This window comes from Microbulbifer maximicatervae (SeqCode), assembly GCF_052468295.1.
The window spans coordinates 1,653,076-1,667,919 of record NZ_CP174340.1 but is presented as its reverse complement, the minus strand read 5'-3'; the positions used below and the strand labels follow the sequence as shown (position 1 = coordinate 1,667,919).

At 53.2% G+C, this 14,844-nt stretch carries 7 protein-coding genes; all 7 read right to left on the bottom strand.

Features of this window, described 5'->3' with window-relative positions; translation table 11 throughout:
* Positions 1 to 28: 28 nt before the first annotated feature.
* The 7 genes from ACJJIQ_RS07580 to ACJJIQ_RS07550 are packed head-to-tail and all read right to left on the bottom strand — an operon-like array spanning position 29 to position 14,819.
* Positions 29 to 1,135 carry a Gfo/Idh/MocA family oxidoreductase gene (locus ACJJIQ_RS07580; protein ID WP_444897394.1) on the bottom strand — a complete coding sequence of 369 codons (1,107 nt, stop codon included), beginning with the start codon at positions 1,133 to 1,135 and terminating at the stop codon, positions 29 to 31.
* Complete coding sequence (locus ACJJIQ_RS07575) at positions 1,125 to 3,419, bottom strand: class I SAM-dependent methyltransferase (RefSeq protein ID WP_445364199.1); 2,295 nt, start codon at positions 3,417 to 3,419, stop codon at positions 1,125 to 1,127. Before ACJJIQ_RS07575 ends, ACJJIQ_RS07580 begins: the two co-directional genes overlap by 11 nt.
* A 9-nt stretch (positions 3,420 to 3,428) precedes the next feature.
* Positions 3,429 to 4,580, bottom strand: coding sequence for a class I SAM-dependent methyltransferase (locus ACJJIQ_RS07570; RefSeq protein WP_445364198.1), 1,152 nt, complete (start codon positions 4,578 to 4,580; stop codon positions 3,429 to 3,431).
* Entirely contained in the window at positions 4,577 to 5,677 is a 1,101-nt protein-coding gene (locus ACJJIQ_RS07565; RefSeq protein WP_445364197.1) for a saccharopine dehydrogenase family protein, read from the bottom strand. Before ACJJIQ_RS07565 ends, ACJJIQ_RS07570 begins: the two co-directional genes overlap by 4 nt.
* The gene (locus tag ACJJIQ_RS07560) at positions 5,674 to 7,428 is read right to left on the bottom strand and encodes an ABC transporter ATP-binding protein (protein WP_445364196.1); all 1,755 of its coding nucleotides are present in this window, start codon (positions 7,426 to 7,428) and stop codon (positions 5,674 to 5,676) included. Before ACJJIQ_RS07560 ends, ACJJIQ_RS07565 begins: the two co-directional genes overlap by 4 nt.
* Positions 7,425 to 9,233: an ABC transporter ATP-binding protein gene (locus ACJJIQ_RS07555; protein WP_445364195.1), complete on the bottom strand. Its 1,809-nt coding sequence runs from the start codon at positions 9,231 to 9,233 to the stop codon at positions 7,425 to 7,427. The genes ACJJIQ_RS07560 and ACJJIQ_RS07555 overlap by 4 nt, the downstream gene beginning before the upstream one ends.
* Entirely contained in the window at positions 9,234 to 14,819 is a 5,586-nt protein-coding gene (locus tag ACJJIQ_RS07550) for a non-ribosomal peptide synthetase (protein ID WP_445364194.1), read from the bottom strand. It lies immediately after the preceding gene.
* Between the last annotated feature and the right edge of the window lie 25 nt (positions 14,820 to 14,844).

Genomic DNA, 14,844 nt, shown 5'->3' with positions numbered 1-14,844 from the left:
TCACTTTTTTTGCTATTTGCGTTGTCTTTTAGTCGCAAGCCTGGCTAACAATATCGGTAAGCGCCTGCACTGATACTGGCTCCGGTTCCCCGGGCTGGATTAATGCCGGCATACCGATACGCGCAGTTAAATCACTCCATACCATCGACACACTCAATGCCCACTGGCCGCTCTGCTTGCGTCTTTCGGGTTGCGCGATATCGGCGCAAAGGGAATGCAGAGCCTGGATAACGGCCTCAGGCCAAGTGAGGGCAAAAATATCGTGGTAACTGCGCATGTCCGTATCACCCAGGGTTACCATGTTGGGAACCGCCAATCGCTCGGTACCCTCACCGCTCAGTATCAGCCTGCCTGTTTGATCCCGTGGTGAATGCAGCCTTGGATTCCACAGCACGGGGCCGTGGGTATCGGCCAGGGTTAGAACACCCCCTTCACTACCTATGGCAAGTCGATGCAGTAACAGGGAGTGATTGTCCGGGTCTTGTGGGTGCACCTGATTTTGTATGCGTAACGTCAAGGGCACCCCACCAAGAGTGGCCGATAAACTCTGGAAAGGGTGCCCTTCCGCTTGCACCGGCTCGCTAAAAGACCAGGGGCGAAGGCCGCCTACCGCGCGGCCAATTACATCCAGCAGCGGATAGGCCATCTGGCTGTTGCAGATAGCATCGACCATCTCCAGGCACTGGTGCCGACGCAAATATTCGGCCGCCGCCAAAAATTGCCTGGTAGGACGCAAATTTGGATATAGTGTATTAACCGCGTAAGCCGCATTTCCCTGCTTTGCAGCCAGCAGGTTTGCAGTAATTTCCTTGGTGTGGACCGGGTGCTCCTGCAATACATGAATACCCCGCTTGAGTAGCGATTGGGCCAATTCAGAACCCTCGCCCCCCGTTGCCCCTGAACGAACAACAACACAGACTATGTCGATGTCATCGGGAATTTGCTCAGCCTCTGTGTAAAGCGGCACTCCATATTGCTCGGCACAATTTCTGGAATAATCACTACCCCGAGCCAATAAACCGGCCAATTCAAAATAATCCCGACCGGGTAATCTGGAGGAAGTCAGGGCTTCGAGATAAATACGGCCAAAGCCTGTCCCTGCAACGACAACTCGCTTGCGCTTATCAATTCCCATGGGACGAATCTCCCTGATGACTGCCCATGGACTGAGCCCATTCCTGCAACTGGACATTGTCTACCTCACCGTCAAGCGTTAAAGGCAATTGGTCCAAAACCTCGATACAAATATCTGAATCAAAATGATCGATATATTCGGCCAGGCTATCCGCAGTCAGGCGCATTTGATTTTGTTTGGCTCTACAGGCAAAGAAGCGATGCCCCTGTCTGGATAGGGGGTGTTCAGATACTGGCAAATCCAAAGCCAACTCTAATCCGGCAGCCTCCAGGGCATTGTGCCACTGGGAAAGTGACAGAAATGTTGCACCGGAATCCGTGCGCTCGTCGACGGCATCGACCAACATAAATGCCTGTGAAGCCATCACCCAGAACTCCTCACTGGTTGGCTCGGTCATAATGAACCAACCTCCCGGGCGCAATAACTCAGCCACTCTTCGCAGTGAGGCATCTGTGTTATGAGCGGCATTAAAAACACCACCGGCAATAACTACGTCGAAGCTATTGGGAGAAAATCCCTGGCTGCGCAACGGACGATCAATATCAAACAAACCACGGCGCAACCAGGGGCGTTGCTCCTGATCACCATGTTGTGCGAAAAAGCTGTCGAGAAAAGCCGCAGAGATATCCGTGAACTGGTAATCAAACTGAATATGACCACTGGCACCGTCCAACACGGGCAAGAGGGCCTGGGTTGTCGCGCCGGTGCCTGCACCAACCTCTAAAATTTTCAGGGGCTGTGGCTGCCCTTCCCGGTTATTTAAAATGGACTTCAATAGAGCACTGACTGCACGCTGTTGGTACCTGGCAGCGATACCCTCCCGGTAGAGCGCACTCGCCAACTCAGTGCTACCACGGGGGAACAGCAGGTGCACAGCCTGGACTTTGCCTCGAATCAAATCTGGCAATTGCTCCGCATTAGCGCGGGCGTAATCGATCGTTTTGCTTGCTCCAGAGAGTGCTCGCCAATCCTGTTCCAATTGACCCCAGGCCTGAGCAAGAGCGGTATCACTGTAGTTATCAGGATCAACCTCGACACGCCAGCTGTCACCGTCAGCACTAAGTAACTGTTGCTCCTGTAAAACCCTGATCCAACGTTTAATCAAGGCTCGGTGCTGTTGAGCAACCGGTGGGATTTCGAGTATCTCTGCCAAACTGTGTACTGAGTGCTGGTCACAAAACAGTCCCAGGTGACTAAAGGCATTCAGCATAGATAGCAAAGCGGTAGCGTTAAGCTGTTCGGTAACCTTTACCGCATGTTCCAAGTCAATATGGGCAAATTCTGTATCCAGCTCGGTATTGATCCCTTCAAATAACCCAGCCATATCGGGCATGCCAGGCTTGTCCTGTATCTTCTCCTGTACCTTAGCTTGTGCAAACACAGCCCAGCGCTCGCCCCCGGTTAGGGGCACAGTGGCAGAGTTGGCGACGGCGGGGTGTTTCGCAACGCTCTCAGTGATGGCCTCAAGCTTTTGGGTTAACGCCTGCTCCGCCTTTGCAACAGGATCTATATCTGTCTCGCTACAGACCCAACCAGCTATCTCACTGGCTAATAGGCGCCGAGCATTCTGCAACAGGGGTTGTGGCAGTAATACTTCGGTTTCATAGAGCAGACATTGCAGACTTTTCAGGTTTGTCAGGGCAATTGCGGGATGTGCGACCAACCCCTTTAATAAAGTTGCCGGCAGTATTACTCCACTAAACCCCGAGCGTTCCAAAACGACCAGTGCTTTTGCGGGATTGATTTCAGGCGACTGTAAATAGACAGAAAGCCCACGACTCCATGCCGCAAAAATGGCAAATCGAGCAAACTTATTGAGAGGAGAAAACACCCCTACCCAGCCCTGAAGAGCCCTTAGCGACTCTTGTTGGGATTTATACAGTGTGAAATTTGCTTCAGCGGTGTCAGCCTCTATCATCCCCTTGTCTTTTAACAACAGGGAAAGTTCTTCTTGAACGACTTCCAATAAATCTGGGGTTTGTACTTTAATTGCCAGGGGCTCACCCTCTGGATTAGTCGAGGCTTCAGTTTCAAACCCGATCCCCAACCTTAGCGCCACCAAGTGCAAAAGCAGTCGAACTGCTTCTTCGCAACTATTGGCAGGTAACAGCAGTGCACTACCTTGCAAAATATCCAACTGCTCACCCAGGTTTTCTGCTACAGCTTTTGTCCAGGCCAGTACCTGGTTACCACTCCACTTATGGCCATCAAAGGATAATGCCGGTGCTTCCCCCAACTGCTCTAACCCACTTAAGATTTCTGCTGTTATTACCTCGATTTTCATCACAGCCCCTTAAACAGCTTTTGCAAAAAATAGAGTCTGACCCGCGACCGATAATGGCGATGTAGATGCAGGTAAGAAGCACTTAACTTCAAAGCCGGCCACAACCAGTTCTTCCTGCCATGCTGTGTTGTCGATAAACACCTGGTCGGTTCCTCCTCTCCGGTCTTCACTCCCCAGCAACGACTCCGATTCTGCGGGGGAAAGAAGAAACTGCATTGCCGTTAACATGGCATGGTTTTCCCGAGTGGATTCGCTAAACAACAGCCAGCCACCGGTGACCAGAGAACGACGAATACGCTGTAAGTTCTGGCCAATATGAGCAGCGTTGTGCAAAACATTGCCAGCCACAACAATGTCGGTGCTGGCTGCAGGGATTGACTGCGCAGTGAAATCCGCATTGATATCTAGCAGGCTGCAACGCAAACCGATGTGATTGCGAAATTTCTTCTGGGCAGCAGTGGTGAATAGAGGCGATATATCCGTAAAACGATAATTAATCGGCCTGCCAGCCAGAGTATCTAAAATTGCAGCAGTGGTTAGACCCGCTCCACCGCCTAATTCGAGCACTCTTAACATAGGACCGGGTTTAACAGCCTGTTTTACAATGCTTGCCGCCGCATAATTGAGATAAGTCGTAAACCAGTTGTTCTGGTAGGCGGCCAATGCGGTTAGTATTTCTCCATTCTCGAACAGCAGTTGATTAATGGAGACCTGATCTCGCACCAGCTCCGCCAAATGCGTGAGGAGCTTTTGGTGAGACTGAGCCATCTCGGGGGGAAACCCCAACGCATCGTAGGCCTCCGGTAATTTATCTGCACCAGCTGCACTCTCGGGAATTTGCTCCCAGGAGTAGTAGCCATTACTGAGCTTCAAAAACTCCCGTTCAACCAAGGCCACCAGCCAACGGCGAACCAGCCAGTGGTGTCGGCAGGCGGCACCCAACGTATTAATAATTTCGTCACTGCTGCGCACGGCATTATCAGGAGTCAATGCGCCGCTGGAAGAAAGCAACTCCATAATCGCCCGCAGGCTGATGAATTCCAGCCTCTGCATTGCAGCAGGCAGTTGCGCCAAACCACTGTCTACCGTCAGCTCAGCGGGTAGAGCTGCCAGCCCAGCCTCATGGACGGTATTGGCAGTTGGAGGTGTTAGGTTTTTCAAATGGCTCCCTCCTCAAGGCACACCATATCTTCAATACTTGTTTCCAGGGTGGTTAAAAAACTGAATGCCCCAATCTCCGACATACGCTCCATCGCTGATGCCGGCGGCAATATTTGGGCGCAGTAGTGACAACCCGCTGGGATTTCATCGCGAAGTACAGCCAAAGTGGTAACTGCGGCTACTGCTGCTGTTAGATCTGCATTACCGGTACCCCGCAACGCCGCCGTGCGAGTGCGCTCTTGCCCGCTGTATTTACCGGTAATCTGCAAAAGCATGACCACATAAGGATGGCGCCCCGCCAGATCCAGCGCACTGGCCCGACACAGCGCTGCCCGCGCTTCGTCGCGGCTCAAACCATGGGCGCTATTAAATGCCGACAAGATATGAGAGCCGGTAATCGCGTTATACCAATCGCCTTCAGAGAGGGATAAGTCCCGGGCCAAACGCTCGCTTTCACTGTTTAAATAGGGGAGAACAGTGGCTGTGTCTGGGAAAAACGGCAGTTCCACATCAGAGCGGCGCTTCAGCACACCATTCACCCTGCAACCTTTACGCCAAGCCGCTAAAGGTTTGCTGTGCTGTTCGTTGGCACCTTGTAAATAATCATCGGCAGCGACATCGGTAAACCGGTCGCGCAGGCCGAAATAGCTGATCAGGCTCTCTACCTGTGAAAACTCCTGCTCTGCCAGCCAGCGTGGTAGCAGACTACTGAGCCCCGGCTGTAAGCCGGCTGATAAAACTGCGGTCAGTCCATGGCTCTGGTAATAGGATCCATCGAGTTGCTCATAGAGGGCTTCATCGCCAGCAACATCGATATAGGCTGCTCCCACTTGTGCCGCAACTTTGGCAACCCTGTCGCCAATTAAATGTGAAGGTCCTGCACAATTGATCAGAACCTCGCAGCCAGATACAAACTGATCCAGTAAGGCTGCATCCAGGTAGTCCACCGTCTGATAAGAAATTACCGAATCACTGGATAGCGGCTGTTTATGTGCGTTGCGACCACCGATACGCATAGCACCCAACTCGAGGGACTGTAAATAACCGGTAACCGCTGCACCCACATCGCCATAACCACCTAAAATCGCAATTGTCATAGGCTTACCTCCATATCGGACTCAACCAAACGCCAGCCAGTAGCTTGACTGCGCTGTTGCCAAAAATGTGCATACAGACCCTGCTGGGATAACAACTTGCGGTGATTGCCAACTTCAGCCACCGCACCTTCTTCAAGTACGATTATTTGATCCGCGTTCATAATGGTGGATAATTGATGGGCGATCACAATGACAGTGGACCCTTGTTTTAATTGCTGCAGGGAACTGTTCAGGTACTTTTCATTGCGCGGATCGAGTGCTGCTGTTGCTTCATCCAGCACAACAATAGGTGCAGCTTTTAATAGGGCACGGGCGATAGAAACCCGCTGGCGTTCGCCACCAGAAAGTGCAGCGCCCCCCTCACCTACCTGCGTCTGCCATCCCTGGGGCAAACGCTCGATAATCTCATCCACGCCAGCCAGTTTCGCCACACGTTCCAGTTCTTCCTGACTGGCTTCGGGACAGCTCAAGCGAATATTCGCTTCCAGGGTGTCGCTGAACAGATACACATCCTGCATAACGATAGAGATCTGCCGCATCAGGTCTTCTGTGCGCAGTTGCCGCACATCCACCCCGCCCACTTTTACCTGGCCCTGGTCGGTATCAAAAAAACGCAATAACAAACGGGTGATGGTGGTTTTACCCGAGCCTGATGCACCGACTATCGCTGTAGTGGTACCCGGAGAAACCCTAAAGGAAAGATCCTTTAATACCGGTTGCCCCGACTCGTAGCTAAAATTCACATTTGAAAATTCAACCAACCCACCCTGCTCGGTAAAAGGCTGAGATCTGGATGGCTCAGGTAGCGACTGCTCAAAAAAGATAGCGGCCAGTCTGTGCAAATCATTACCGGCCATGCGCAGCAGACCACTGCGCCCGGCGAGTTCCGCCAGAGGACCGGTAAATCGGGCCGCCAAAGCTAGCAAAGCCACCAATTCAATAGGGGGAAGTTGTTGATTGAGCGTGAGCCAAATACCCACGGCAATCACTGCGGCAAAGGCGAGTTGCACCATAAATCCACCGGCAAACAAACGGGGGAAGGTCTGCCGTAACATGGACCCAGCGGCTCTGCTTTGCACGGCAATCGCCTCTTCCAGCGGGGGATAACCGCTGACATTTTTGCCAAAAGACCTGAGTACCGCTTGGTTGCGGGCATACTCCACCACCCGGCTACTGGCGCGAGCACCGGCAGCATCCACTTCTGTTTCCATGGCGCCTATCCACTGGGAGGACCAGCGATGGCCGATATAAATCAGGGGCACAAACAACAAAGCGGTCAGCCCCAAGCGCCAGTCAAACCACAACATCGCCACCCCCACGGTAAGCGGAGTGACAACGCCGCTGACAACAGGGGGTAGCAAATGTGCAAAGATATTGGTCACCATCAAGGTGCCCCCGGTTGCACTGCGGGATACACGACCCACTTTTTCGGAGTTAAACCAACCCAGAGGAAGTTGAGAGAGGTGTTCACCCAATCGATTGTGCAGGGTTTTCAATACCAGAATGGCCAGCGCAGCCCCTTTAATGGTTTGCTGGTAACGGGCAACGCAGGCGATCGCAACAACCGAGAACAGAGCGATCAACCAAAAGCCAACCGCCTGCATCTCAGAGGCCAACAGTGCACTGAGCAGAGGCACCAGAAGTGTCACCGCGATTCCCTGCAAAACCCCATAGGCGAGAAGCCATACCGCATAAATGCCAACTTCACGGCGATGCGCAGGTCCGAGAATGGCAAGCAAACTGCGAATCATGATGAGACCCCGCTAGTAGCGTGAGCCTCATCACTCATTGCTTTTTCACTCTGTTCGGCACTGTTGTACAAACGCCATAATTCTGCGTAGTGCTTGCCCTCAGCCAACAGTTGCCGGTGACTCCCGCATTCAACCAAGCGGCCGCCGTCCAGGACCGCAATCTGGTCGACACCGGTGATGGTGTGCAGCTTATGGGCGATCACCAGTACCGTGCGATTGCGCACCAGGCAGGACAATGCCTGCTGAATTTGCGCTTCGGACTCCGGATCTGCATGGGCTGTGGCTTCATCCAAAATCAACACAGGGGCATCTGCTAAAAGCGTGCGAGCGATACTTAGGCGCTGCGCTTCTCCACCAGAAAAAAAGGCATCCTTGCCAATAACCGCCTGGTAACCTTGGGGGAAACTTAAAATATGTTCATGAATGTAGGCACTGCGCGCTGCATCCTCTAGCTCCTGGTCACTGGCATCCGGGCGCCCAAGGCGCAGGTTATCTGCCACAGTGCCACCCAATAGCTGGGTCTCTTGAAGTACAAAGCCAACATGTCGATATAAATTGTCCGGATCTATATCACGGACATCGACGTCTCCCAGAAGCACAGCACCTTGGGCCACGTCATAAAAACGGGGAACCAGCTTGGCCAAGGTGGATTTCCCGGCACCGGAACTCCCAACCAAAGCTGTGATCGAGCCGGGGCGACAGCGCAAAGTAATATCGCTTAATACCGGCCGATCCTGGGTATAGGCAAAGCTGACCTGCTTAAAGAGCAGCCCTGCATCTTTGGGCTCTTTGGGTTCAGAGGTAACAGCCAAGGGCGCAACCTCCAATAGTTGGTCAATCCTGGCTGCGGCTGCTTTGGCTTTTTGTTGGGCGGTTAATCCCTGGCTCAAAGTCAGGATGGTCTGAGGAATCATTACCGCGATCAGTGTGGTTGCAAGAACATCGATTGGCTGAATGCCTGTATTCACTACCAACCAGGCGCCCCCTCCCAGACTCACCAACATGATGACCGGCACCGACAGGGCCAGAGAGGTGACTGCCTCCAGACGCACAAGCGGTGTAACCCAGCTTGTATAACGGCGACTAAAATCTTCCACGGCCTGTTGGTAATTCCTGTGGGCGCGACCGGTTTGGGAGAAAACCTTGACCACCGCAATACCGTGGACAAATTCAACAATCGCAGCACTGACCCGGCCAAAGTCCTTATCCAGCTGCTGCATTTTTTCCCCGAAGCCACGCATCATCCAGGCGTAGGACACCAGGTAAATTGGCAGGGTAACTACCGCTAACAGGGCCAAGCGCCAGTCGAGCCAGAATAAGTAGCCCAAGCCCGCCAGCGGCAGTGCAAACGCAGTGGCCAACTCCACCTGATGATGCGCAACCATATGGTGGAGATCATCGAGATCATCTTGCACGGCCTTGCGCACCGCACCGGAAGTGTGCTCGCTGTACCAACCCAGAGGCACCTGCCCCAATTTCCGCACCAGGGCACGTCGCAGTTCCGCCTGCATACGCTGGTCGGCAATATGGGTTAACCACAAACCGATTACGGTGCAAATCCAGCCCATCGCCAGCCCGGCAACTATCGCGAACACAACAGGAATAATCGCATCGGCGATATCACTGATATCGGGCGCTAGGAACAGGCGAGCCAGCTCAACGATACCGATAAAAGGAATCAGTGAAGTGAGCGCACCACAGGCACCGAGCACCACCCCCAGCCACACGAGGCTACGAAATGGACGCATCAGTTCCCGTAGGTTGTGCTTTCGCAAGTTAGAATTTGGCAAAATGTGCTCAGCCATCTATTCGCCCGCTTTACCGCGCTGTAATGGTTTTGCCAAATGCTCGACGACAGTGGCAACCTGCGGCGGTTCCATCACGCTGAAGTGATTGCCCGGTACATCGATTAATTCAAAATCCCCCAGACAAACATCCTGCCAATAAGGCGCAGCCATATGGCCTACGCCGGCAGTGACACCGAAGGATTGCTCTTCCTGGCAGCGCAAGTAGGTCATATCGCCAATATAGGGAGGCAGGTCAAAACAGGCAGCGCGCATACTGTGTCGGCACACCCGGAAAAGCCCCGGTATCATCGCGGCTTCGACCGGCACACCCGCTTGGGCAGAGGCCATTTCGGTATAACTGGCCAGGCGCTGTTCCTGAGTGAGTTCAGAGCGTTGTCGCACGGCTTCCGCTACCGCTTTAAGCCCAGCATCACCATCGAGTTCTGCCATTGCACCGGCGGGAACACGACCGTTGTGTTTCTGCATTAAGGTCTCGATCGCGCGGGAAATATCTTCGCTCTCGATATGCTCACCAAATACCGCTTTTACTGGGTCGAGATTTAGGTTGGGGGCAAAAATCGCTTCGAAAGCCAGCTCTTCATCGGTATCGACAAACATTGGGATACTGTCGATCAGGCTCAGGTCAATCACATCGACCCCGCGCTCCAGCAATCTCCGCGAAACTTCCGTCGCCAGCAGACCACCCAGGCAGTAACCAATTAACTGGCAGCGCTGGTAGCCCTCGTCAATTATTCGCTGGGCGTAATCGTCGGCAGTGCGCTCGATTAATTCTTTTGCATCGATCGACAAATACTCTTCCGTATTCGCTACCGCAATCCCAAATACTGGACCCAGATCTTGAGCCGCAAGCGCTTTGCCCAAGTGCTGGAAATAATCCAGGGTACCCAGGGCTGCATGGAACATAATCCGTACCGGCGCCCCTTCTTTAGATGCCCCTTTACCCTCGCCTATATGACTGAAAGGAACCATCAAGGAATTGCTGCCCTCTCGGGTAGTGGCAACCAAAGTGTCGCTCTCAGTATCTTCCTGCCCCTCGGCAACAGCATCCGGCTCAACTCTCAGGGCTCTGGCCAATGCAGCAACCGTTGGTCCGTTGAGCATGTGGCGCAACAAGGCGTCGTAAGTGAAAGGTTTCGCTTCCGGAATTTCTTCCAGCAATCGCCCTGCAACCCGCGCCATAATCAGCGAGTCACCACCGAGATCAAAAAAGCTATCCTGGCGGCCGACATTATCGAGACCCAACGCATTCGCCCAGAGTTTGCACAGAGCAGTTTCCAGTGGGTCCATTTGCTCTGAGTCCGCAGCCTCTTGCGTATCCCCCGTTGCTGGACGCCAACCAGCCAGTTTTTTGCGATCGATCTTGCCATTGGCGGTGAGCGGCAGTTGGTCGAGAACTTGCAAATGTGCGGGCACCATATGTGCGGGCAACCGATTCGCTAAAAAGTCCCGCAGTGTCCTGGCACTCAAATCCTGTCTGTCAGTTTTCATCTGCGCGGCCAGTAGATTCATGCCGAACGCAGACAAAGGATGGTCATCTTCAGGCAGGGAAAGAATCTGTCCGGCTCCATTGGCTTTCAACAGCGACTGCCATTTCCCGATAGAAAGGAACTTGGTCGCACCACAAGCGCGATCATCACCCGCCGGGTCCATCATAAAGCCCTGGGTGAGTAAGATATGGGCGTGATCCACCGTTGGCTCAGTCAGGATTAACCAGCCTCCAGGCGCCAGCAATTCAACAGCACTGGCAATAGCCGCCTCTGGATCTCGGGTACTATTGAGCATACCTGCACACAAAATGACATCTGCGCTATTAGGAGCCAAACCCTGGGCGCGATAGTCGGTATTGAGATCCATTAATCCAAAGCGTACCCAAGGCCACTCTTTAAATTGGCGGCGAGCCTCAGTCAGGAAAAAGGCGGTCATGTCAGTGAATAGATAATCGACGTCATATCCATCCAACATAGGAATAACAGAAGCGCTGGTAGCCCCTGTGCCCGCACCCAGCTCAAGAACCCTTAACCCTCTATCGCTCTGGGCGGCAATACGGTTAATTAATGCGGCAGCGGCGGCATTGTTATAGCGGGCGATAAGGTCATCTCGATAGAGAGCCAAAGCCACCTGCTGGTCGCCTTGGGGGAACAACAACTCAAATGGGTTTTGTTGATTCGATAATAACTGCGGTAATAACTCGATATGATCCCGGTGATATTGCAGGAATTCCCGATTACAAAAGCCGCTTTCAATCCCCTGCTCAACTCGCTTCCACACAGCATCAACAGCGGAAGCATCAATTTCTTGGGTTCGCGTGTATTTTTCCTCAGTACTGGAGCTGGCAGTGGATAAGCTGAGCAGCTTTGCGTTAACGAGAAGGTCCAACCAACCACGCACTAACCAGTGATGCTTTTCATGTACTTTGGCTAAGGAGAGAACTTCTTCTGAACTATATCCCTGCCCACAATTTGTAAACGCCCCTAATTCCACCAGACCGTGAAGCATCGATAACAGGGATGCATTTTCAAGTGCCTGCACATAATCGCCGACACTGACAGCTTCTGGCTCACCAGCCTGATAGTGCGCAAACTGACGCACTGAATTCACCAGCTCGGGATCAATAGTCGCCGGTTCTGCATCATCTAAGCGACGGCTTTCCACAAAACCCAACAGATTTAAATCCCCTCGCGAGTCTCCCTCTTTCTTTTCAATCACCGTCGCCGCTGTTGACACTGCGGGGTGGGCCAGCAATGCAGACTCCACTTCTCCCAGCTCAATACGGTGTCCGCGAATTTTTACCTGTCCGTCTTCACGGCCCAGGAATTCGAGTTCACCACCGGGTAAATAGCGGCCCAAGTCACCAGTGCGGTAAAGGCGCTGGCCATCCACCGGATGAGAAAAGAACTTCTGTTCAGAGAGCGCCGCATCACCGAGATAACCATCGGCCAATCCGAGGCCAGTAATCATCAGCTCACCCGCTACCCACACAGGGGCATCGCGCAATTGGCTATCCAATACCCTGAAGCCCTGGTTCGTCAGCGGCACGCCATAGGGAATACTGGTCCAAGCAGAGTCGACCCGATCAATACGGTGATAATTGGACCAAATCGCAGCTTCTGTAGCCCCACCCATACCGATCAGGTCGAGTGCTGGCACATGGCGCCGGATATGTTCCGGTAAAGTAACCGGAATCCAGTCTCCCGACAGCATTGCCAATCGCCACTCAGACAATGGACGAGGTTCTGTATCCAAATAGGTAGCCAGCATTTGTAACTGCGCAGGAACAGAGTTCCACAATGTCACCCGGTGCTCATCCATGACCTCCGCCCAGTGCGAAGGGTCTGCGCCACGGGCCGGATCGGTCAATACCAAAGTCGCACCCACTGCCAAGGGGCCGAAAATATCGTAGACCGACAAATCAAAACTGAGTTGGGCCAGCCCCAAAATACGATCGCTTGGGCCCACCTCGAAACGGCGATTAATATCCAGCACCGTATTCAAAGCGGCCCGATGATTAATCATCACGCCTTTGGGATCGCCGGTAGAACCGGACGTATAGATAACGTAAGCGAGCTGCTCCGGGTCGCCGTTGCTGGCCACCGGAATTTCAGTTTCAGGAGCCAGGCTATCGACACTGATCACCTGCACTTCTGACGGCCACTTAATTTGGTTGGCGAGGTCACTGAGTGTCAGGACATATTCCGCCTCTGCACTGAGCAACAATTTATTGAGGCGTATTTCCGGTTGTGCCGAGTCAAGTGGCAAATAGATTCCACCGGCCAAAAGCACACCGAGGGTCGCCGCTATTTGCTCTCGCCCTTTCGGCATTGCGATAGCAACGCGGCCACCCAGCTGGAAACCTTCTTTGGCCAGGGCTTTGGCGATGCCCGCCGCTTTTTTTGCCAAGTCGCCATAACTGACACTGCCATTGCAATCAATAATGGCGGTAGCTTCCGGCGTCGCCGCTGCCTGGGCAAAAATGCCCTGATGCAATAACGCTGAAGGAACAGGTCCATCGGTTTGATTAACCTGATATCTCTCCTGTTGCTGCCACTCGGGTAAAGAAACCGGAGATGTACTCAGCCATTGCCTATCGCCACTCGTGGAAAGCTCATTCAACAAGCCGGTAAATGCCACGAACATATCTTCCACCAGGCCCGATGGAAAAACGCCCTGGCGCACATCCCAGTTGATTTCCAGACCATCGGCGTCATCTCTCACCTGGCAGTCCAAGGTGACTTGCGGTGTCTGGGTAATTCCTCTGCCAGACTCTCTACCGCTGGCAGGTTTTTCTGTATCTCCCAGGCCAATAGCACTGGTAAATACCACCGGCATCAATGCGGCCTCGGGTCCTCGTGCACGGGATAGCTCCCGCAGTAATTCCACGCCGGAGAACAAGCGGTGATCAATATCATTGAACAGCTGCTCGCCGATACTGGCCGCCCAATCGCGAAAGGACTTTCCTGTGGAATCATCAATCGCCAATACACTGACCGAAGTAAAGTCCCCGATCAGCTGATTGACCTGAGGGTGTAAGGGCAATCGATTTAATAATGTAAGACTCAGGCTGAAGCGTGGCTGACGACTCCAACGCTGCAATACCCCGGCGTAGGCAGCCAGTACGGCAACTGATGCGGTCAGTCCAGCAGCACCGGCTCGCTGCTTCAGTTTCTGCCAATGGGTAATATCCAAGCGGTAGTGATGGCGATTAAAGCGCACAGATTCCGCTTCTGAGGCTGGCGGCAATACCGGTAGCTCAGGTGCTGCCGGTAGTTGATCGAGGCGGTCCAACCAATAGCGACGGTCGTTTTGGTAGCCTTGGCTGTCCAGTAGACTCCGTTCGGCCAGTAGGTAATCGCGAAAATCAATTTCCAGTGCAGGTAGGGAGGCACTGGGATTCGCTAGCAGAGTATCAAGCTCGCTGAACAGTATGCCCGCACTGGCCCAATCTGCGATCAGTGCATCCATAGAGAAATGTACGATATGTCCTTTATCCGTGCGGGTATGGCGCAGCTCGAACATCGGCCACTCACCAATGGTGTACACACGGTGGTCCAGTTCATCTCTCACCGATTTAAGGGCGAGTTCCAAGGCTTCCTCATCCATGCCGGTGAGGTCCTGACTGATCATCTGGTAGTGCGGCACTTCCTGGAGGACCCGCTGATATCCCTCCTGCTCAATAACCGCCCTCAACATAGGGTGACGCTCAATCAGCTGGTTCCAGGCTTCCTGCAAACCTTTTGGGTTTAATCCGGGATATTCCAGCTCCAGGTAGCCGTGACAGGCAACGCCACCATAGCCAAATGCATTTTGCCGCCCCAACAAATAGGCAGTCTGTACATCGGTTAAAGGGAAAGGCTCATGCCGATTTTCTGTGTCGGCCTCGACCACCACCCCCAAACCAGAGTCATTGCCAGCGCCTGATTGAGCAGCGTTTAATATTTCAATAATTTGTAATTTATGCTCCCGTAACCTTTGCTTGTGCTGCTCGGTCAGCAGGCCTTTGGCTGCGCGGAAACGCAATTGTTCAGACTCGGTCCAAAGTTCAACCCCAAGCCCTTGTAGTTCGTCGATCAGTTCCATAGCCGTCATGGGGTTAAAACTCCGTCCAATCGCT

Bases quoted from the DNA above. Each gene is read 5' to 3' on its own strand.
- ACJJIQ_RS07580 (WP_444897394.1), bottom strand. From the start codon at position 1,135: ATGGGAATTGATAAGCGCAAGCGAGTTGTCGTTGCAGGGACAGGCTTT.
- ACJJIQ_RS07575 (WP_445364199.1), bottom strand. From the start codon at position 3,419: ATGAAAATCGAGGTAATAACAGCAGAAATCTTAAGTGGGTTAGAGCAG.
- ACJJIQ_RS07550 (WP_445364194.1), bottom strand. From the start codon at position 14,819: ATGACGGCTATGGAACTGATCGACGAACTACAAGGGCTTGGGGTTGAA.
- ACJJIQ_RS07565 (WP_445364197.1), bottom strand. From the start codon at position 5,677: ATGACAATTGCGATTTTAGGTGGTTATGGCGATGTGGGTGCAGCGGTT.
- ACJJIQ_RS07555 (WP_445364195.1), bottom strand. From the start codon at position 9,233: ATGGCTGAGCACATTTTGCCAAATTCTAACTTGCGAAAGCACAACCTA.
- ACJJIQ_RS07560 (WP_445364196.1), bottom strand. From the start codon at position 7,428: ATGATTCGCAGTTTGCTTGCCATTCTCGGACCTGCGCATCGCCGTGAA.